Source organism: Paenibacillus sp. Soil787, assembly GCF_001429545.1.
Classification (GTDB): Bacteria; Bacillota; Bacilli; order Paenibacillales; family NBRC-103111; genus Paenibacillus_E.
The window spans coordinates 231000-253186 of record NZ_LMSP01000003.1 but is presented as its reverse complement, the minus strand read 5'-3'; the positions used below and the strand labels follow the sequence as shown (position 1 = coordinate 253186).

Genomic DNA, 22187 nt, shown 5'->3' with positions numbered 1-22187 from the left:
TGTTATGGCCCATGAGCCTGGGTGGGGTGCCGGCACTCATGCGAACAACACCAATGTCCAGACTGCCATCCATCCCCTCTTGAAGCAATATGGGGTACAAATGTACCTCAACGGACATAACCATAACTATGCCCGTGCGGTCGTCGAAGGGGTTCAGTACGTTACTTCCGGCGGCGGCGGCGCTCCCTTGTATGTACCAAGTCCAAGCATGCCGAACATCGTCAAAACGGATCAGTCGTTCCACTACACCGAGTTCGACGTTGCAGGAAGCACAATGACCATGACCGCCCGCCGGGCAGACGGCACGGTAATTGAAACTATATCTGTTCCCCAAGGCAGCGGTGGCGGCAACCAGTCTCCGGTGGCTAATGCCGGCCCTGACCAGATTGTAACCGATAGCGACAGCAGTGGCTCCGAAACGGTTGCCCTGAACGGGACAGGAAGCAGCGATCCGGACGGAACGATCTCTTCCTATGTCTGGAAAGAGGGGGCAACCCAGATTGCCACCGGCTCCGCTCCGAGCGTCAATCTGGCTGTTGGTACACATACATTAACTCTTACGGTAACAGATAACACTGGGGCCACTGCCTCTGACACAGTGGTCGTCACTGTAAATGCTGCCGGCAACCAGCCTCCGGGTTCATTCAGCCTTCTTTCTCCCGTAAATGGGAAAAGTAATGTATCGAAAACTCCATCCTTTGACTGGAACGATTCGGCGAATGCCGTCTCTTACAGCATCGTCGTCGATAACGACAGCAACTTCACCTCGCCGGAGATCAGCGTCAGCGGGCTGACCTCAAGTAGCCATACCTCCTCGGTCACCCTGGGGAGCGGAACGACTTACTATTGGAAGGTTACCGCCACCAACGCCAACGGGTCGACCACCAGCACGATCTTCAATTTCACCACCAGAAAGTAGTCGTATGAAGGCTTGGCCTTCAAGGCGTACTTAACGTTAAAACAGGTGGTCGCAGGGTTTTCCCTGCGACCGCTCAACTGTTTCTGACTCCCAATACAAGTAGCGAAGGGAAGAAAAAAATGAAAGCAATGAAAGCTAAGTGGAAAGGTTTATTATTGGTTCTTTGTGTTACTAGTGTTCTATTCACCATTGCTAGTTTCAGCGCGTCAGCTGCCACCAACATCATTAAAGGGCCTTATCTGCTGTTCGAAAGTTCCAACATCTCAATGAGCGTCCTTTGGCAGACGAGCGTAACCGAGTCAAACGTCATCAAATGGGGTACCGACACCACTTATTCGATGGGGCAAGCGACCGTCGGGACGTACGGTTCCGCCAACCAGCACAAGTACACCATCACTGGGCTGCAGCCGGGCACTAAGTATTACTATCAGGTAGATGGTCAGGCTGGTTCTTTCCGCACCGCGCCGGCAGCTTCCGCTACATCCGTGAAGTTCCTCTCCTACGGCGACAGCCGCACTAACGTAAGTTCCCAAGAGTCGGTAGCTTCCCAGGTACGTTCGGCTTATGCCGCTGATCCGGCCTATCAGACCATTCTCCTGAACAGCGGGGATGTAGTTGGAGGCGATACCGAGAGCTACTGGACCTCTGAATACTTCGTTTCCGGTTCCACCTACCCGCAGATGCACGCTCTCCAGGCCGAGATCCCTATGATTGGCGCAAGGGGCAACCATGAGGGTACAGGCTCGGTCTACAACAAGTACTTCCCATATCCATACGTGGCTAACAACTACTGGTCCTACGATTACGGCCCGGTCCATTTCGCAGTGGTAGATGAGTATGCGACCTTTACNCAACAAGTACTTCCCATATCCATACGTGGCTAACAACTACTGGTCCTACGATTACGGCCCGGTCCATTTCGCAGTGGTAGATGAGTATGCGACCTTTACCTCCGGCTCGGCTCAGTATAACTGGCTGGTCAACGACCTTGCCTCCACAACCAAGCCTTTTAAAATTGTTATGGCCCATGAGCCTGGGTGGGGTGCCGGCACTCATGCGAACAACACCAATGTCCAGACTGCCATCCATCCCCTCTTGAAGCAATATGGGGTACANCAACAAGTACTTCCCATATCCATACGTGGCTAACAACTACTGGTCCTACGATTACGGCCCGGTCCATTTCGCAGTGGTAGATGAGTATGCGACCTTTACCTCCGGTTCGGCTCAGTACAACTGGCTGGTCAACGACCTTGCCTCCACAACCAAGCCTTTTAAAATTGTTATGGCCCATGAGCCTGGGTGGGGTGCCGGCACTCATGCGAACAACACCAATGTCCAGACTGCCATCCATCCCCTCTTGAAGCAATATGGGGTACAGATGTACCTCAACGGACATAACCATAACTATGCCCGTGCGGTCGTCGAAGGGGTTCAGTACGTTACTACCGGCGGCGGCGGCGCTCCCTTGTATGTACCAARTCCAAGCATGCCGAACCTCGTCAAAACGGATCAGTCGTTCCACTACACCGAGTTCGACGTTGCAGGAAACACAATGACCATGACCGCACGCCGGGCAGACGGTACGGTAATTGAAACTATATCTGTTCCCCAAGGCAGCGGTGGCGGCAACCAGTCTCCGGTGGCTAATGCCGGCCCTGACCAGATTGTAACCGACAGCGACAGCAGCGGTTCCGAAACGGTTGCCCTGAACGGGACAGGAAGTAGCGATCCGGACGGAACGATCTCTTCCTATGTCTGGAAAGAGGGGGCAACCCAGATTGCCACCGGCGCCACTCCGAGCGTCAGCCTGGCTGTTGGCACTCATACAATAACCCTTACGGTGACAGATAACGGCGGCGCCACTGCCACGGATACGGTGGTCGTCACCGTGAATGCAGGCGGCGGCGTTTCCACTACCGTCAATTCCAGAGTCAATGCAGGCACAGATGATGTCGAGCAGCAGCAGACCGGCGGCACCATGTACATCACCAGCTCCGACTTGGAATTGGTATACGACACCGCGACCACTGGCAACCAGTACGTCGGAATGCGCTTCAACAACGTCAACGTGCCGAAAGGCAAGACCATTACTAATGCCTACATCCAGTTCACCGTGGATGAGGCGAACTCCGAAGCTACCAACCTGACCATCAAGGGGCAGGCAGCCGATAACCCGGGCACCTTCACCACGTCGACCTTTAACATCTCCTCCCGTGCCGCCACGACCGCTTCCGTTGCATGGAGCCCGGTCACCTGGAACACGGTGGACGCTGCCGGTGTTGACCAGAGGACACCGGACCTGAAGAACATTATCCAGGAAATCGTCAACCGCACCGGTTGGGTTCAGAACAATTCCATGGTCTTCATCGTCACCGGTACCGGCCATCGGACCGCTCGAGCCTACGAAGTCTCAGCTACAAAAGCCCCCTTGCTGGTTGTGACTTACCAGTAAGATCTGTTTGATCGCAGCATGATAAAACAGGCGGTCGCAGGGTTTTCCCTGCGGCCGCTCCATTACTCAAAGAAGAAACGAGGATATCGTCATGCCTGTACAATGGTTCAGAAGACTAGCGTCATTAATCCTGATTGCTTCATTTTTTTTAATCGCTACCCCCGTTTCTGCTCACGATTTGAATATTGGAGGGTCAAGATGGGCTATTGGCAAGGATCGCATTCTGTTCACCATTGAACTCGACCCCGCCTTGTTTCAGCAAATAAAAGGGATCAAGGAACTCGGCCCTGACCTTGACAACCCCCAAGGCGAGCAGCTCCGGGAAATGACAACCAGCATTATTCAACCTTACATTAACGAAAAGCTGTCGGTTTCCATCGATGACCGCTCTTACCCAGTAAAGGCAGACAAAATAGAGCGGGAAGGAACATTATGGAAAATATGGCTGAGGGTAAGCGATATAAATTTTGACCAGCAAGATAACAAGGTGAAGATTGATTACCGGCTGTTACTTGAAGAAACCAATAAGCAGCATGTGAATATTGGTTATATCTATTTTTCTGATGCCGATGACGACTCGGTGCAGAAGGTCTTCGATTATACCCAACCGGATTTGCAGTATACATTCGAATCCAACAATACCGTATGGGAATTCTCCGTTAAATCTAAAGCCGCCGCTTTATGGTCGAGCATATATACCTTCTTATTGCTTGGAATCAAACATATCCTAACCGGATATGATCATATAACATTCCTGGTTGCTTTAATTGTGATAGGTTTATCCAATAGGGAAGCCATAAAGATGATCACTGCCTTTACTGTGGCGCACAGCATTACTTTGCTGCTGGCGGCCATGCAGGTTGTCACTATGAACTCCAGGTTTGTCGAAAGCGTGATCGCCCTTTCCATTTGTTATGTCGCGTTGGAAAACCTGTTGGCAAAACAGATCAATTATCGATGGCTGGTAACCTTCATCTTCGGATTGGTTCATGGATTCGGCTTTGCCAGCGTTCTTCAGGAGTTCATCGCAGGAAAATCGAATCTTGTCCTTTCGGTTGTCTCGTTTAACGTCGGCGTGGAACTCGGACAGTTGATGATCTTTTTAATCATAGTGCCTGTTCTGCTGCTGATGAGGAAAAAGTTCGCTATTAGAAGAATAACCGCTGTAGCGTCCACAGCCATCTTTATTCTTGGTTCAATTTGGTTCGTCGATCGGGTATTCAACCTGCAGCTGGTACCGTTCTAATGGAGAAGTACATGAAGAAAAATAAATCACCCTATTTTTTTGTTTCAATGATGATTGCTTTAATTATCTTACTTACAAGTCCTGGTACCAGCATGGCTCAAAACAGTTCTCAGGACCTTGAACAGGAATACAGCATTAAAGCGAACCAATTCTTTGTTGACAAAAATTATGAGCAGGCGGCTTTAGTTTTGGAAGAACTTCTGGCAAAGAATCCGGATCTGAATAATGAAACGGTCTACAAGCAATTGACCCATATCTATGATAATTACCTTTTTAATTTTGAAAAAGCCTTGTCCTTTTATGAAATGTATCTTGTCCATTTCCCTGAGGGGAAATTTGCCAGTACCTTTCGGGAAAGAGTTGCTTATCTAAATGAAAGACGTTCTGAATGGCAAGCATTGCGAGATTTTAGAAAAATCCAGTTAGAAGAAGACGATATGCGCATCAAAGAAAGCCTGAAGGATGTCGAAACCATTCTTTCAAAGAATGAGAACGCAATAATTGCGCCCGAAATGCATATCTATTTGGCAAACAAATATTTTGAAACTACTCAATATCAAAATGCGAGAATGCATGCAAAAAAATACATAAACAGCTTTGATAAGGTCAGCATGTCAAGTACAGACAAAGCCCTGGCCCTGAAGTTGTATTCCAACATTCTCATTAAGCAACATAGTTACGGCAAGGCTATCAGGGCCATAGATCAGGTAATGGTGCTGGGAAATCCGGGAGAACATTTTAATTATGCAGAGAGAAAAACCAATATTATAAACCAAAGGAACATGTGGTATGGATTCATGCTTTCCCTTTTGTATTTTATATCGGTGGTAATATTGCTAATTCCCATAAAGTTTTGGCAGCATTTCAATTTGCGAAATTATGCCAGGCAGCTTATTGCGCCTTTATTACTCCTTGCCCTAACATCACTAGGTCCTGTTTTATACCTAATCATAACTGAAGAACAGATAGTCGACCTGAGGTTTTTCTTCGTCCTGTTGGGCTTATCAATCCTCTCGCTTATGATAATAAGGCTTCTTGCCCCGATGTCATTGAAAACAGGCAGATTGGTTTATGTTTTGATAAGTTGTTTGCATATGGTTGCCGCTTCTTTCATGACTTATTACATGATTGTTTACACACCGGTGTAAATGCCGTCATCCCCAAGGGCGATTTGTGGAAGTCAGAAATAGAGATCGTAAGAATGAGTGAGAAATACAGAGAAAACATTAAATTATAGTGGGAGGAAGATAAAAATGAACACTGTAATAGAGGCTGATATAGATCCTGTGGGCTGCTTAATTATGATGTTAATTTGGAATTCGGCCGTTGCAGCCACATTGATAAACATCATTTATGCCTTTATTTTTTCAAAAAAGTAGAATTTATTAAATGAAAACTGTAATGAAAACTGATCCGGACAATTTGAATTTAAAGCGAACAAATAGGATGGAATTTCACACGGATAGCTGGAAGGAGAAAGATTCCTTCCGGCTTTTTGTCATCCGCCACGCCTAACCAAGCTTGGAACTAATGAAAGCAGTTTCTTTTACATAAACAAAATAACTTGTTAACGAGCAGATTACACTCAAATGTTAAAATTCCCTTGACTTCAACAAAAGATGAGAGCGGAGTGACAGCGTGAGAAAAACGATGTTTAAGAGAAAATGGCTCTTTATATTCGGAATGTTAAGTTTGATCGTTAGCTCGAGTGCATACGCGGCATTTTCTTTTAACCTTAAAGGAACGGATAGTGAGGAAGCTGTTTCACCTTCAATGGCATACGCCTCCATAGTGAATCAACCACGAAATTCCCCTTCTCTCATCAAAAATGGAGCTAATACAACAACAGGCTGGCAGTTGACTCCAGCAGGTAATCAAATTCCTCTCGGGAGTTTTCCGATGGGCGGCGTGCTAAGCCCGGATGGACGTTTTTTGATTGTATCGAATGATGGTGTTGCCACGCAATCTCTACAGGTTATCGACGCCTTAGATCAGAAAGTGCTGCAAACACTGTCCTATAATGCCCCCGAAGCTCTTTATTTAGGCCTCTCTTTCAGCCCTGACGGATCCAAGCTTTATGCTTCCGGCGGCGGAAATAATAAAATTCGGGTATTTCAATTTACCGGTGGGACTTTAACGGAACAAAATTCAATTCCCCTTAGAGATTCCTTTTATCCGGCAGGAGTCATTGTTTCGCCGGATGGGAAATGGCTGTATACCGCTAATAATGTAAATAATTCCGTATCTCGAATCAATTTATTGACACAAAAGATCGAATCTACCGTTTCCGTTGGAAAAAGGCCCTATTCACCTTTGCTAAGTCGAGACGGGAAAACGATTTATGTTAGTAATTGGGGAGAGAGCAGCGTAGCTGTGCTTGATGCCGACACCATGAAGCTCAAAGAGCTCATACCAGTGGGGCTTCACCCGAATGCTATTGCTGAGAATCCGCTCTCAGGCCTAGTTTATGTATCCAATTCCGATAGCGATGATATTTCAATTATTGATCCTTCCCTTCTACAAGTTATCGAAACCATTTCCGTATTGCCGTATCCCAATGCCCCTACAGGTAGTCAACCAGATGCACTTGCCATTAGTTCCGATGGAACCAAGCTGTATATAGCGAATGCCGGGAACAATGATGTAGCAGTCGTGAATTTGGACTCTGCAGGAAAAGCCTCCGGTGCACGCATTTCGGGATTAATCCCTACAGCCTGGTATCCGACCGGTGTTTTTCTTAGTAAGGATGAGTCTAAAATATTCGTGCTTAATGCCAAAGGACTGGGATCGGGGCCGAACGCGAAGCCGGTTCAATGGGTAGGAAGCATGTCGACGGGGACCTTGTCTACCATCAAAATTCCAGCGGAAGACCAGCTTCAAGCATATACAAAGCAAGTGGAATACAACAATCGGCTAGGTGGCAGCGAATCAGCCTCCCCGGCAGCGGAGGAGAAAGAATTTCCGATTCCGAGTCATATTTCGCAAACGTCACCGATTAAGCATATTATTTACGTCATTAAGGAAAATCGGACCTACGACGACATTCTTGGCGATTTAGGCAGAGGTAATGGCGACCCGAGTCTTGTGGAGTTTGGAAGAAACTTTACCCCGAACCATCATAAACTGGCGGAACAATTTGTTACGTTGGATCATTTTTATGCCGTTTCGGATGTTAGTGCAGACGGACAGAACTGGTCAACAGCCGGTAAGGCCAACGATTATGTGCAGAAAAATTGGCACGCCAATTATTCGGGCCGGAACAGGGATTACGACTTTGAAGGCGGCGGCGGGGGAGATGAGCCGAGCGGGGTGCCATTCACCCGATCGAAAGAGGGATTTCTATGGGATTTAGCTCTAAAATCGGGGATTACTTTTCGAAATTATGGTCAATTTATGCAGAACTATGATACCAAGACAAAACAATATTATCCTAATGATAAGAAAACGACTGATTTCGGCGGAAATTACGACCCTTACTACGGCGGATGGGATTTAGGCCTATCGGATATGACTCGTTACCAAGAATGGGAGAAAGAGTTTAAGAAATATGAGAAGAACGGCAATTTACCGCAGCTAGAAACGGTCTATTTGCCGGACGATCATACGGCAGGCACGTTTCCGGGATTTCGAACTCCGCAAGCGATGATGGCCTCTAATGATTTGGCACTCGGTAAATTGGTCGATACGATCAGTCATTCGATGTACTGGAAAGATACAGCGATTTTTGTTATCGAGGATGATGCACAGAGCGGCGTTGATCACGTAGAGGCCCATCGGGTTGTAGCTCTGGCTATAAGCCCGTATACACAGACCGGTCGAGTTGATAGTACGCCATATAATACGACCTCTATGCTAAGAACGATGGAATTGATTCTCGGTTTAAAGCCGATGACTCAGTTTGATGCTTCTTCCATCCCGATGTTAGGGGCATTTACCACGAATCCGGTTTTTACGCCTTATCATGTGGAAATCCCAGGATATCCAATAGACCAGCTCAACGGCGAAGATGCTCCGAATGCGGAAATTTCCAAGAGTCTCGATTTCTCCAGTCCTGACTCGGCTGATCGTGACAAGCTGAACGATGCCATCTGGCAGACGACTAACGGAGCCAAGCCTGACCCGAAAAAACATAATTAGCAACCTGCCGGCGGCTCGTGGTAACGAGCTGCCGCTGTTTATCTTAGAGGAGTTGGACAACATAATGGATTTCCAAAAGTTTCTGGATGTCAATATTAAAAAACCTTCATTGATTTCCGTGAGTTTGATTTTGTTGATCCTATGGGGGATTTATGGTGCTTTACAAATGAAAACCGATTATTTGCCCTCTATCCAAAATTCAACCATTATGGTAACTGTAAAAGCAAGTTCATTGGATGCCAATCAAGTTAAATCCTTTGTTTCCGATCCGGTGGTTCAAATATTAAGCAGTATGAAAGGGTTGGAAGCCTTGGAATCCAATTCCTTTAACGGCGGATTTTTTTGCAGCTTATATTTTCCTATCGATTATGATATGGAAAGGGCGAAATCCGATGTTCAGCAATTTCTTGCGGGTTTTAGCATGCCTATTGGTGCAGAGAAGCCTATCATTACCTTGCTTAGTACGGATGCTTTTCCCATTGCCCGAATACAATTGGAAAGTCTGACGGACGAAATGAATGAAACTCAGCTAAGAACGGCAGAGGCACATAAAATCCATAACCGTCTTCAAAGCCTCCCGGGGATCAGTGAAGTGCGGGTCATTGGTGAAGATTCGAACATCATTCATATAGATTTGGATCAGCAGGCGATGACCGAGCGTGGATTCACAATGGAAGACATCCATCAGGCTCTGGGGCAAAATCACTATTCCACCGTTTCAGGTAAATTGGACTGGAACGGCAATGCCATATCGATAAAAGTAGCGGGAACAGAAGACAGTGCTTATGACAAATTAAAGCAAATGCCGGTTCATCGTCAAGATGGTGTTCAAACCCCGCTATCTGCCTTAGCTGATGTTAAAGAGACTTTGCAAGAAGGTGCTACGTTAGTAAGATCTGATGGTCGCCCCAGTGTGACCTTCGAAGTTGTCAAACATCCTTCTTTCAATGTTTTGGATGTCACCAAGGACCTGCGCGAAAGTATCAAAGAATTGGAAGCCTCTCTGCCTGAAGGTACGCGATTACATGTTATCTATAGCCGAGGCGACAATATTCAGGAATCCATTCAGAATCTAATCCGAGAAGGGCTTTTGGGTGTCTTCTTTAGCTTAGTGAGTATTATTCTCTTTCTTCGTTCTTTCCGATTTGCAGTCATTACAGCCGTATCTATCCCCATCAGTTTGTTCGTGTCAACCGGTTTATTAAATCTGATGGGGATTTCTTTAAATCTCTTGACGATGGCGGGGTTAATAGTGGCTATGGGGCGGGTTGTCGACGATTCTATCGTTGTTGTAGACCAAATTCTGAGATTACATAAAGATTCGCCTCAGCTTCCGCAGAGGCTTATTATTTCTAAGGCCGTTAAGGATATGGCTGCTCCTGTGATTTCTTCTACGCTTACAACTGTCTGCGTGTTTTTACCGATCTTAATGACCAAAGGGATGATTAGTTCCTCGTTCTGGTCGTTTTCTTGGTGTGTTATCCTTACCTTATTGGTTTCCATGATAGTAGCATTGCTGGTCATTCCGATATTTGCTGCTAAGTGGGGAGGAATAGCTAGGCATAAAGAGACGGCCAACTGGGAACCAAGATTGCTTACATGCTGGGAATTGACAGTGAGTAAACGTAAGTTGATCGTTGGTATAAGTTTTAGTGCTCTTCTGTTTTCGCTTTTTGCAGCCCCTCGATTGCCGGTCAATCTTATGCCGACGAACGGGATAAGCGCTGTAACCATCAAGGCGGTCGGAGCGGATAGCAGGAAGGATTTGGATGGGGATGTTAAGCGGATGGAGGCCCTGCTTCAAAAGGACGCAAGGATTCAAACTCTCTCAAGCGTTATCGGCACCGATTTCACTCCACAATTCGATGACGTATTCGATGAAGGGGGGGGATGGGTAGATGTTGGGCAGCAGGCACAAATCGATGTCGTCTTAAAAAGAAAAAGCGATGAAAATTCCTTTATTCATGATATGCAACAACATATCACTTCACTTCCCCTACGTTCATCCTTTTCGATCTCCAATCGAAACATTTCCGGCGATGATGCGCGGACTACATTAAGAGTGGTAGGAGCGGACGCGGAGGCCTTAAATCGTATTGCTGATCTTATTAGCGCAAAGCTTAAGCTTGTTCCTGGAATCCGCGTTCAAGAAGCGGTAAGTGAGCAGGAAGGGTATCAAATAAAGTTGGATGGGAACAAACTCGAAAAGCTTGGTCTGCTTAAGGTAGAGATCTTACGAATGATTGCCGATATGATGCCAAAGGATCAAGTGATCCGAATGGACGGTCAAAACATTCCCGTACATGTTTCCTTAAGAAAAGATCTGAGCACCGTAGACCCGCTGCTGTTTCTCGGGGAACAAACGATCCCAACACCCGCAGGTAAATCGATTCGATTAAGTGAACTTGGCGTCTTGGAGCCTCTGATTAATCCTCCAACGATTAGAGAAAGAAATGGAAAGCCATTTTCCCTTGTAACTGTTGATATGATAAGCTCCGACATAGGCAAAGCCACCTCTCAAATGGAAGCTGCACTGAAAGAGATCGAGCTGCCGAAAGGAGTTCGAATTATTACGGGAGGAGTGTCTTCTCAGGTTCGGGAGATGATACTTGAGGCGGGCATCGCTTTGCTTTTCTCAGTTATACTAATCTCCTTAATCGTAGGCATTATGTTCAGAGGTTGGAGGGCGCCTTTATCCGTGATTGTCTCTATTCCTTTTGCTGTAGTTGGGGCTATTGGTGGATTGTGGGTGACAAATGGAGAGTGGAACTTGTCGGCGATCGTCGGTGTGTTAATGCTTGCAGGCATTGTTGTAACAAACAGTATCGTCCTAGTTGCTCAGTTGGAGAGAAATCGAAGAGCAGGAGCCGAGTTATCTGAAGCGGTAGCAATGGGGGTAATGAGACGCATCCGCCCGATTTGTATGACTGCCTGTACGACCATACTCACTTGTTTGCCGCTAATATGGGTTCCAACACAAGACACGATTGTTTCTAAAACACTTGGAGTTGTAGTAGTTGGCGGAATGTTAAGCTCGACCATTGTAACTTTACTAGTGATTCCGTTCATTTATAGATGGCTCCACAATGGCAACAATACAACAACCCATACCGAAACGGCAAAAGTTATATCTAACTTACTTAATAAATAAATCATTTACGTTGCTTCGAGTACACAACCTCAAAAAATTCTACAATACAGGGGAAGATTTGGAGGATTTGATCTCGATCGGCACCATTGGTCTGACTGCTCTTGCCATCCCTACATCGATCAATTCAGATCAGATGGAGCTCAATGTATCCTTCAGGGACAGTATATTAGCAGATCCCGGTCGATGCATCACCTGAGCTACGGCCTAAGCTGATGCTGGAGGAGCTCGGAGCTCCGCCAACAGAGGCCGTCCAGACATTCTCGAAGGGGTTGCACCACTGCAGTGGGACATGGCTCTGTTCCAATACAGTGCCATCAAGTCGCTGAAGGTTGGGCCGAACCAACTGAGGGCCAGACTTAAAATCGGTGGCTTCACCAGGATGGCAGCCGACCAATGGCTGCCTTTCGTTGATCTAACGGGCAGTTTTCTTGAATAGAAGCGTTGGATCGGAAGAGCTTAGAACAGATAACCTTCTCATTGAAGTATCTATTAATTTATGGTATAAATCTCAAGTTGAATTCGAAAGGGGGCATATAATAATGAAAGTGGGGATTGTCGGTGATTTCAGTCCAGAATATCCATCACAGACTGCTACTAACAATGCGATTCTGCATTCATCTAGTAAATTAGGGATTTCTTTCGAGTATGAATGGATTCCAACAGCTACAATAAGTAAACAAATGAATGCTATAAAGGAAACATACCAGGGTTTTTGGATAGGCCCTGGGTATCCGGATTCCGTTGAAGGTGTACTTACAATAATTCAATTTGCACGCGAAAATAATGTGCCTTTGCTAGGAACATGCGGTGGGTTTCAATACATCATTTTGGAATATGCAAAAAACAAAATGTTGCTGGAGAATGCGGGTCACGAGGAACGCGACCCACACACACTGCAATTAATAATTAGTAAACTAGCTTGCTCATTAGTTGGCCAAAAAGGGAATGTCATCGTTAATAAGAACTCGAGACTATTCGATATTTATCAGGCGGAAAATACGAACGAACAATTCAGATGTAACTATGGACTTAGTCCAGAATATGAACAACAAATTCATGAAGCCGGATTAAGAATAGTCGGAACAGATTCTGTAGGTAACCCCAGAGCTATCGAGATAACTGAACATAAGTTCTTTATCGGCACGTTGTTTGTTCCCCAATTAAGTTCCACTCCAGATTCCACTCACTGTATCGTTGATACCTTTCTAACCAGTATCTTGAAATGAGATTAAGCTCTAACGGGCAGCATTCCTATTATGAAGAAATACGAGGTTTGAGAAATAAAAAGACTCCTTGGTATGATGTTAATGGGTCCACGACGCTGGGCAGCTAACGGACGAAACCGCGGAGTCGAGTTCGGGAAGCCCATTACGTTTGAAAACACCAGGGAGGGCGTTTATGCCGAACTGAGGGAAGCAATGAAAATTCGCGATCACCTGACGACTGACCTTTGCGTAGTGCAAGCACGTGTCTATAACTGGTTAGATTGCTGTCGTTGTCATTCGATCTGAGTACGGGAAGCATTACTTTTGGCATGGCGCATGAAAATTGTCATGCGTAATGACCGAAGGCGATGCTTTTTTTTTTGCATATTCATGACTTTTAACAGATTTAGTACTCCGTCATCCTTGGTAAGATTAAGGTGCAAGAACGAGCGAAACCCTAAGGACCGAGCGCATTTAGCGATCAGAGAGCGAAAGTGATGGCGGGGAAAAATTAGGATGACGCTGCGGATTGCAACGGTATCGGTTCTGCTGGTGCTGGTGGTCGGCTCTATTTTAGAGGAAAGGATGGAATCACTGACGAAGCTGCAGTTCGCTTTAACGCAGCAGAATGAGGTCGAGTGGCCGTTCCTTGTGAGAAGCCATTACGCGGATTCCTTCCTAGGTCATGTGTTAGTTATTCGAATAATTAAACTTAAGAGGAGTGATCATGGCATCTACGATCAATAAACTAATCCGTAGGACAACCAAATAACGTTGCTAGGCTTCGCATACGTTAACTCGATAAGGAAAATGATAGTCGATGTAAGTCACGCGCATGAGCGTGCATAATGAATGTATATAGGAGGGAATGCGATGTTCGGGAACCAATCGAGATGGCCGGCCAAATGCACGGCAATACTGCTGATCGCGGCGCTTATGCTACTTTCGGCCTGCGCGCGAAACAGCAATGAGCAAGACGGCGAGCGCGCCGCCGATATCAATCCAAAGAAAGTGGCATTAACCACTGCAGGCAAATTAACGCCCGGTAAGGCGTTTTCCGACGAGGAGCTCGTCAAAGAGCTTCCGGGCTTCAAGAACGGCTACAAAGAAGCGAACGGCGTCAAGCTTCACTACGTCGAGGGCGGGGAGGGCGAGCCGCTGTTTCTGCTGCCGGGCTGGCCTGTAACCTGGTATTCGTTCCGCAATATGATGCCGGAGCTGGCCAAGTACTATCATGTCTATGTCGTGGAATACCGGGGCATGGGCAGTTCGGACAAGCCTCAGTCGGGTTATGACAAGAAGACGATGGCAAAGGATATTTATGAATTGGCGAAAGCGCTCGTCTACAAGAGCATCAACATCGCCGGACATGATATCGGAGCGACGATCGCGTACGCATATGCAGCCAACTACCCGGAGGCCACGAAGAAAGTCGTGCTGATGGATGCTTCCCATCCGAACGATAACTTCCTGAAAATCCCGATCTTGCCGCCGCCTGGCGTGTACGACGAGAGCAACCCCGAACGCCCTAAGTTCTACTGGTGGTTTGCCGTTAATACCATCCCGGGCTTGTCGGAGCAGATGCTGCAGGACAAACAGCTGGATCTCGTCTATAATTGGATTTACGATTATATGGGCTACACCAAGGATGCGCTCAGCAAGAAGGAACGCGAGGTTTACCTCGCAGCTTATTCCCAGCCCGATGCGCTTCGCGCCGGGAACGAATGGTACAAGACGTTCAGGGATGATATCGAAACGCTGAAAACGTACAAGCCGCTGTCCGTGCCCGTGCTCGGCATCGGCGGCGTGTCCGGTTACGGCATGCTGGAGCAGTTCTTAAACGAGCATGCGCCGAATTCAAAGACGGTGAAGCTGGAGAAAACCGGACATTGGATCATGGAGGAGAACCCGCAAGCCGCCATTAAGCTGTTCAGAGAGTTTTTCCGTTAAACCGTCCCTGCTGCACAATAAGCCCCTGAATCGCCTGCGGCGTGACGCCGTTCGGGAGCTTGACGTCATTTATTCGGACGACAAAAACATTCTATACAACGAAGTCGGGACTGACCTCGTAACGTGAGACAAATTAAAACACCTTCAAGTAAAATGAGCCGTGTCGTAAGATATGGTGGACAACTTGGAGGTGTTTTTGCGTTGGCAACACGAGTAAGCTATCCCGTAGAAGTGAAAATGCAAGGTCATTAAAATGAGATTAGCGTTGTGTCACCAGAAGCCGTAGTCGCCTGGATGGAGTTTATTCGCGGCGGAATGTCCGTAACTGCTTCCAACCATCGAGGACTTGTTCCGTGTTCAACCGATTGATTTCTCTTGGCAAAGAGAAGAGCCTGAGCGTAGCGATTGCATTGGTGCAGGTAAGAGAAAATCGGCTGCCGTTTTCATTGAGCTAAACCGAGGGACGGGCAGGATAACAGAATAAAGTGGGTCTGTAAGGTGAAAAATGGAAACAGAGTCTCGCTGAAGGGTTGATTTAATGAGCCATTATGAGTATGAGGTTACGTTTAAAGAGTTATATAGACTAATCGTTTTTAAAAAAGTTTGTCCCTTTTGTCAATCCAAACTAAGGCGTATTAATGAAGATGTATTAATCAAAAAGGGGTGGTTCGAAACTGAATACGTAGATACCATGTATACTTATGGAAAAATATTTAGAAGAAAAATCCATTATTGTTGTGATGTTTGCGATAAATATATTGAGTTAAGACAACTTAAAAAGAAGCGGTGGGAATAAGGTGAGCTTACTGAACTAACGGATACGTTAGTTTGATGTTGAATACATTAGAAATCAGCACATATGAAAGCACAAAGAAATATCTGTACCTGTACTTCTTTCGCGCGTTGTTGGCAATAATGACTTGTGGGAGGGATGCATATCTATGTACAATGATAAAAAAAAGCAGCGCTTCATAGATCAGGTCAACGACGACGAACGGTCCAACATCGAGCGTCTATTCGACAAGGTCGAAGTGATGGAAATGAGCTACCAAAAGGATCTTTCGGAATGTGATCTCGAAGAGCTTTCGGCAGTTTTCCATCATCTGGCGCCAGAAAGTCCGGAACGCTCCATGAAAAATAAGGAACAAGTCGAAGCATACATCGATTGGAGCATTGCTCAAGGATATAAGGCCGCGACCACCAATCCGTTTCATCCATACGGAGAGGAGTGGTGCAACCAATTTGTGACATCGTCGTAATTTTCTATTAAGCTTTTTCCTGACGGCCCACCACTACCGACTCTCACCCCCTTTTTTTAATAGGGGGTCATTTTTATTTTAGGATAAAAAAAGCATCGAGATGCAGATGATTGTTCTGCGAAGAAGCCGTATCCATCGTCGAGATGGCAAATAGTTCTTGAGGAAAATCATTCCACTAACGACAAACGATAGTTCAAACTAATCAGGGAGCAGATCGCCTCGGCAGCTGCTCACTTATAGGAGGTTTTTAAACTAAACGGGCGATAGAGATTTATTCAGGCAACTATTTGAAATAAAGATTCGTCTATATCAAATAATTGAATTCACATCGGGCGTAAAATAGGGAGGAGACTACTAAAACATAACCATAGACAAAAGCAGCTACGGCAATAAAGAAACCATGCAAATGCAAGTTACCAATAATTCCTCGCACCCGATTATGACAGGCGAATTCTTAATCATTCAGAAATTTGAGATTGTTAAATGGTATACGTTGACACTAAGTAACCTTGCTTTTCCTGCGGTCGGATACCAATTACAGCCAGGTGAATCACGAACAATGCAAGTCGGTCTTTTTCAATGGCTGCCTAAGGGAACATACCGTCTAATCAAAGAAATTAGCTTCGATGATAACGGTAAAAATGTGACAGTGAGCATCAGTACTCCTGAATTCGAGCTATAATGATTGTCAGATAGATGATCCTTACGCTAAAGGCGATCGTTTATTTAATATGAAAGCAGGACGAGGCTGCCGGCATGAATCGGCAGCCTCGTTGAAGTAACTGGCAGAAAAGCGCAAGAAGGAAACATGGTATAGGTAACTAGAAAGAAGTACAATAACCTTGTAAAGGTGCAGCATCATACACAAAACCCAAGGAGCGAATTTATGGAGATAGTCAAACATAACGATCCGCTGGTCGTATCGTTCGTGCGGGCAGTTCAAACGGGCAACTTGGATGCATTGCGTCATCTTCTGAACGAGGTTCCAGGCTTGGCCTCAAAGAGAGCCACGGATAATAAAGGGGGTTCTCGTACTACTTTGCACGTGGTTACAGATTGGCCTGGATACTTCCCAAACGCCCCAGTAATTGTAAAAATGCTAATTGATGCAGGAGCAGATCCTAATGCCCCAGCTACAGGGGGGACCTTTTCGGAGACCCCATTGCACTGGGCGGCCAGCAGTGACGACGTGGATGTTGCCGCTGCGTTAATCGCTGGTGGAGCCGACATTGGAGTGCGTGGTGGCTCCATCGCTGGTGGTACCCCTTTGGACAATGCAGTCGGTTATGGATGTTGGAACGTTGCGAGACTTTTGGTACAGCGAGGCGCGCGTGTGGACAAACTTTGGCAAGCGGCTGCTCTAGGGATGATGTCTCGCATAGAGGAACTGATGGGCTCCTATCCGGCACCTAATGTGGATGACATTACCGAGGCTTTCTGGCAAGCGTGCAGTGGGGGCCAACGTCGTGTTGCCGAATATCTCATCTCTAAAGGAGCCGACATAAATGGGGTCCCTGGTTACACGGATCAGACGCCACTCGATGCGGCGGGCAGTCTCGACACTCGGAGAGATACGTTAGTTTCTTGGCTTAAAAGCAAAGGTGCCAAGTCGTCAAAAGAGTGAATAGCGTAGTTTTTTGCAGATTGGAATAAGCCTGTGGTGGAGGCGATCATTCGTTAGAAAGAACAGAAGCGGAACGCCTTCTTTAAGCAACTATGAAGAAAAATAGTCAATAAAAAAGAAGTTCAGCTTGGGTTAGGTCATTATGCTAACGGAAACGATAGCTGAATAAAGACATGTCTCTGTTAAAAATCCCGAGCAAATTCATGTTGGTCAGAAAGTTTATCTATCTGATTGAACAAAATGAACAAGTCCATATTGCGCTAACGGCGAACGTTAGTTCAACAAGTCGTCTGATTTTATTTAATTTGTCAGAAGTACTTCAAAACTAATTTGTAATTGAGACAATTTGGCCGATAATCTACTTCAAAACTTTATTTGTCATTTTGTTTTCACCAAAAAAGCCAGAAAACTTTTGAGTTTGCTGGCTTTCTGCACTTCAAAAGCAATTTGTCTCCCAACAATGTTTGTTGGATGACAAATTGGTTTTGAAGTAGACAATAAACTTTTGAAGTGACAAATAAAGTCTTGAAGTAACAAATAAAGTCTTGAAGTAACAAATTAAGTTTTGAAGTAAAGTAGGCGTTCACTCAATCTATTGGGTGAACGCTTATTACATTTTTTTCTATGATTCCCGTTAGCGTCGCATCCTGCATAGGGTGTGTGGATTGAAATATCTAACACCACCTTAACATCCTGCCATGTTTCTTTGGGTCGGATTAGGATGTGCTATTCGATTTTCAATTGAATACTTCTTTTTGACAGGTCCTACAGTTTGCGAGTTTGTTAGACATGTTTGATTTCTCCTTTCCAATGGACTGGCTTTTGCGTGTGAAAAAATGAGCAGCACGAATTTTGGGGCGAATGAGGTCAAACTTCAAATCTCCATGTTGGCGTACAATTTTAATAACTGGTTTCGCCGTCTCAACTGATGATAATTTTAAACATTCTGATGCGATTATTTAATTCTGCCGCAGCAGTAGTTCATTTACAATAAAAGCATCACAAAGATTGGAGGCTTGAGAGAGATGGATGCGAAAGCTCATGAATTGAAGTCCAAAATCCCTGAAACGATAATCGTGAAAAAAGAACGTATAAAATGGATGCCTTACTGGTTTATCGCACCTTCTGTGTTATTGATTGTTGCTTTCTTATTCTACCCTATGCTTAATGTCTTCTATTATAGTCTGCAAAATTACAACCCAGGCAAACCTTACTATAACGGTTTCGCAGGTTTCGATAATTTTGTAACCGTATTCACGGATGATCCGCTATTTCTGCATAGCCTGGGGATTTCTCTAAAGTGGGTAACGTCGGAAGTGGTGCTCCAGCTATTTTTTGGCTTGCTGATCGCGCTGGTGCTTAATCAAACGTTCAGGTTTCGTTCTTTTTTTCGTACCGCCGCCATTATCCCTTGGGCCATTTCCGGCGTAATTACGGCTACAATGTGGTCCTTTATGTTCAGCGAGCACATCGGATTGTTGAATGACATACTGACTAAGGCGCATTTGCTTCATTCTCCGGTTGCCTGGTTAGGGGATACCGAATGGGTCTTTTCTTCCGTCGTTTTGGCGGAGTTGTGGAGAGGGATTCCTTTTTTCACGATCACGATGCTCGCTGCACTTCAAACTATACCCCAAGAGTTGTACGAATCGTGTACGGTAGATGGAGGGGGCCGATGGAAAGCTTTTTTCCACATTACGTTGCCTTTCTTGAAAAACTCTATTATTTTATCAACGCTGCTTCGCGCAGTTTGGGAATTCAATAATGTCGATTTAATTTATGCTTTAACGAATGGCGGGCCTGCCGATCATACGATGACCATGACGATGTATGTAGCTAATCAAGCGATTGTGGCGCAAAATTTCGGATACGGCTCGGCATTGACGGTTGTTGCCTTCTTTATCCTCATGCTCTTTGCCATCGTTTATTTAAAAATCAGCGGTTTCGGAAAGGAGGACAAATAAATGATCAAAAGATTGGATCGGGCGGCAACCCTATATGTTCCGCTGCTGGCCGCCATGCTGTTTACCCTGTTGCCCTTTTTTTGGACAATTGTGACTTCGCTTAAGAAAGAAGCGGATATTAACAAGCTGCCTATCAAATATTGGCCGAATCCGACGACGTTTGAAAATTTTAAAATGGCCTGGGACACGGTCGGGTTTTCCGTTTTTTTTAAAAACAGTCTAATCGTTTCGCTTTCAACCGTCGTTATTGTCCTCGTCCTTTCCATTCTGACGGGATACGCATTAAGCAGATTCCAATTTTACGGGAAACGGGCGTTTCTTCTCTTGTTGCTTTGCACCCAATTCATACCGGGAGCGATGCTGCTTATTCCGCTGTTCCTCATTTTTAAAACGCTTGGAATGACCAGCAACCTGCTCAGTTTAGTGATTACTTACAGCACTTTTCAGCTTCCATTCAATTCCATTCTCATGAGCGGATTCGTTTCGAACATTTCGGAGCAGCTGGAAGAGGCGGCGATGGTAGACGGATGCAGTCGGCTTAAAGCGGTCTTCCTCGTCATCTTCCCTATCTTGTTGCCGGGTATTGTTGCCACTACTGTGTTTACGTTCATCGGGGCATGGAACGAATTTCTTTTCGGGCTGATGCTGATCAATAAACCGCATTTTTTCACGCTTCCAATCGGATTGAGGTACATGCAAGGGGAATTTAATATGGCTTACGGCGCATTGGCGGCCGGAAGCGTCATTTCGTTGCTGCCAGTCGTCGTGTTATTCGCATTTGTTCAGAAATATATGGTGCAAGGTATGGCCGCTGGCGCAGTGAAAGGGTAATACTAACGGATGTATTCCTGATCAGGGATTCGTCATATATAATAATATTGAAAGCGGGGAAATTACAATGAAATGGATGAAGCTGTTAACGATTGCTTCAGGTCTCACAATTGTACTAGCTGGTTGCGGCACAAGCACGAATAGCCAGAGCACGCCGGCTGGCAGTCCGGCAGTCGGAAGCAAGGCGGACGCCGGTGGCAAACAAGCCAAGAGTGACGGTCCGGTCACAATTACGTTTTGGGATGATAACGCAGGTCCTAACCGCACTCCGTATTATCAGGAAATTTTCAAAAAGTTTGAGCAAAAATACCCGAATATTCATGTGGAATATGTCGGTGTCCCCCAGCAGTCGTACAAACAAAAGTTCGATGTGGCGATCGCTTCGAACGACATGCCCGATGTCGGGGCAGTGGGCAATCAATTTGTGTCCGATTTTGCCGCGAAGGGAGCCTTGCTGCCCTTAGACACTTATTTTGATAAATGGGAAGAAAAGGACAAGATGATTCCGTCTATCATGACGTTCGTTCGCTCATTAGTTCCAGATAAAAAACTGGATATGCTGCCAAATACGCTCTTTATGGATTTATACTGGTACCGTGCGGACATCATCAAACAAGCCGGTTTGAACCCGCCTGCTACATGGGACGACTTCTTTAAAGATGTAGACAAATTGACGGATCCGGGTAAAAATCAGTTCGGTTACGGCATGCGCGGCGGTACAGGAAGCATCAACCAATTGACGACCGCGATGTATGCTTACTCCGGTATCACCGAATATTTCGACGGCAACGGCAAGGCGACCGTAAATGATCCGAAAAATGTAGAGTTTATGAAGAAATTCGCGGCATTGTACAAAAAAGATACGGCAGTCAGCGACATTACCAACGGCTACAAAGAAATGGTTGCTGAGTTTAACAGCGGCACCGCAGCCATCATCCAGCATAATTTCGGCTCTTACAACGATAATCTAAAGTCTCTCGGCGCGGATAAATTCGCCGGCGTTCTTTTGCCTAAATCTATGAACGGCAAGCGGGTAACGGTAACCAACCCGAATGGATACAGCGTTTTCAAAAGCACCAAACATCCAGAAGAAGCATGGAAGCTCGTCAGTTTCCTGGCTTCCAGCGATATTCAGACTTATTGGAATCAAAACATCGGCCAGATGCCTACCAACCAGGATTCAATGAACAGCGACTACGCGAAGAATGCCCAGCATATTCAGGACGGTGCCAAAGCATTGGCGGACAAAGATACGATCGTGCTGAAAGTACCGATCTACTTGCCTGATTATGCAGGAATTCAAACGCAGCAGTTAGAACCTAATCTCCAAAAAGTGCTTTCCGGTGCCATGACGGCGGAAGATTTCTTGAACGGTTGGGCGAAGGCGATGGAAAAATCGAACGAAGATTATAAAAAGGCGATGAAAAAATAGGAATCCGCAGGCAG

15 protein-coding genes and 2 pseudogenes are annotated in these 22187 nt (G+C 45.9%); all 17 read left to right on the top strand.

The genetic code is table 11. The features are described from left to right. The coding region (locus tag ASG93_RS07115; RefSeq protein WP_235550765.1) for a PKD domain-containing protein at positions 1-919 on the top strand (919 nt) is incomplete at its 5' end. 119 nt (positions 920-1038) lie between these two features. Then, a pseudogene (locus tag ASG93_RS37095) lies at positions 1039-1769 on the top strand (fibronectin type III domain-containing protein); the annotation flags it as partial. Between the two features lie 266 nt (positions 1770-2035). Then, positions 2036-3374, top strand: a 1339-nt coding sequence (locus ASG93_RS37090) for a PKD domain-containing protein (RefSeq protein ID WP_414858844.1), incomplete at its 5' end; no start/stop codon positions are given. Between the two features lie 91 nt (positions 3375-3465). Continuing rightward, positions 3466-4620, top strand: a complete 1155-nt coding sequence (locus ASG93_RS07100; RefSeq protein WP_056830277.1) for a HupE/UreJ family protein — start codon at positions 3466-3468, stop codon at positions 4618-4620. Positions 4621-4631: 11 nt separating this feature from the next. Beyond that, positions 4632-5768: a tetratricopeptide repeat protein gene (locus ASG93_RS07095; protein ID WP_056830275.1), complete on the top strand. Its 1137-nt coding sequence runs from the start codon at positions 4632-4634 to the stop codon at positions 5766-5768. A gap of 490 nt (positions 5769-6258) precedes the next feature. Then, on the top strand, positions 6259-8757 hold the full coding sequence (locus ASG93_RS07090; RefSeq protein WP_056830274.1) for a bifunctional YncE family protein/alkaline phosphatase family protein: 2499 nt from the start codon (positions 6259-6261) through the stop codon (positions 8755-8757). 64 nt (positions 8758-8821) lie between these two features. After that, positions 8822-11908, top strand: a complete 3087-nt coding sequence (locus tag ASG93_RS07085; RefSeq protein ID WP_056830271.1) for an efflux RND transporter permease subunit — start codon at positions 8822-8824, stop codon at positions 11906-11908. Beyond that, a pseudogene (locus ASG93_RS37085) lies at positions 11844-12002 on the top strand (RNA polymerase subunit sigma-70); the annotation flags it as partial. The gene ASG93_RS07085 and the pseudogene ASG93_RS37085, both read left to right, overlap by 65 nt. 445 nt (positions 12003-12447) lie before the next feature. Next, positions 12448-13134 (top strand): glutamine amidotransferase-related protein, encoded by a 687-nt coding sequence (locus tag ASG93_RS07080; RefSeq protein WP_056830270.1) that lies wholly within the window; start codon positions 12448-12450, stop codon positions 13132-13134. A 495-nt stretch (positions 13135-13629) separates the two neighbouring features. Then, a complete protein-coding gene (locus tag ASG93_RS07075) occupies positions 13630-13860 on the top strand; it encodes a hypothetical protein (protein WP_056830268.1) in 231 nt (76 codons plus the stop codon). A 126-nt stretch (positions 13861-13986) separates the two neighbouring features. After that, entirely contained in the window at positions 13987-15063 is a 1077-nt protein-coding gene (locus tag ASG93_RS07070) for an alpha/beta fold hydrolase (protein ID WP_056830265.1), read from the top strand. A gap of 941 nt (positions 15064-16004) precedes the next feature. After that, positions 16005-16322: a hypothetical protein gene (locus ASG93_RS07060; RefSeq protein WP_056830261.1), complete on the top strand. Its 318-nt coding sequence runs from the start codon at positions 16005-16007 to the stop codon at positions 16320-16322. Positions 16323-16683: 361 nt separating this feature from the next. Next, positions 16684-17004, top strand: coding sequence for an immunoglobulin-like domain-containing protein (locus ASG93_RS07055; RefSeq protein WP_321166675.1), 321 nt, complete (start codon positions 16684-16686; stop codon positions 17002-17004). Between the two features lie 204 nt (positions 17005-17208). After that, the gene (locus tag ASG93_RS07050) at positions 17209-17946 is read left to right on the top strand and encodes an ankyrin repeat domain-containing protein (protein WP_056830256.1); all 738 of its coding nucleotides are present in this window, start codon (positions 17209-17211) and stop codon (positions 17944-17946) included. A 1025-nt stretch (positions 17947-18971) separates the two neighbouring features. Beyond that, positions 18972-19910, top strand: a complete 939-nt coding sequence (locus ASG93_RS07045) for a carbohydrate ABC transporter permease (protein ID WP_056830254.1) — start codon at positions 18972-18974, stop codon at positions 19908-19910. Further along, a complete protein-coding gene (locus tag ASG93_RS07040; RefSeq protein ID WP_056830252.1) occupies positions 19911-20741 on the top strand; it encodes a carbohydrate ABC transporter permease in 831 nt (276 codons plus the stop codon). Between the two features lie 67 nt (positions 20742-20808). Continuing rightward, a complete protein-coding gene (locus ASG93_RS07035; protein ID WP_056830250.1) occupies positions 20809-22173 on the top strand; it encodes an ABC transporter substrate-binding protein in 1365 nt (454 codons plus the stop codon). The last annotated feature ends 14 nt before the right edge of the window (positions 22174-22187 follow it).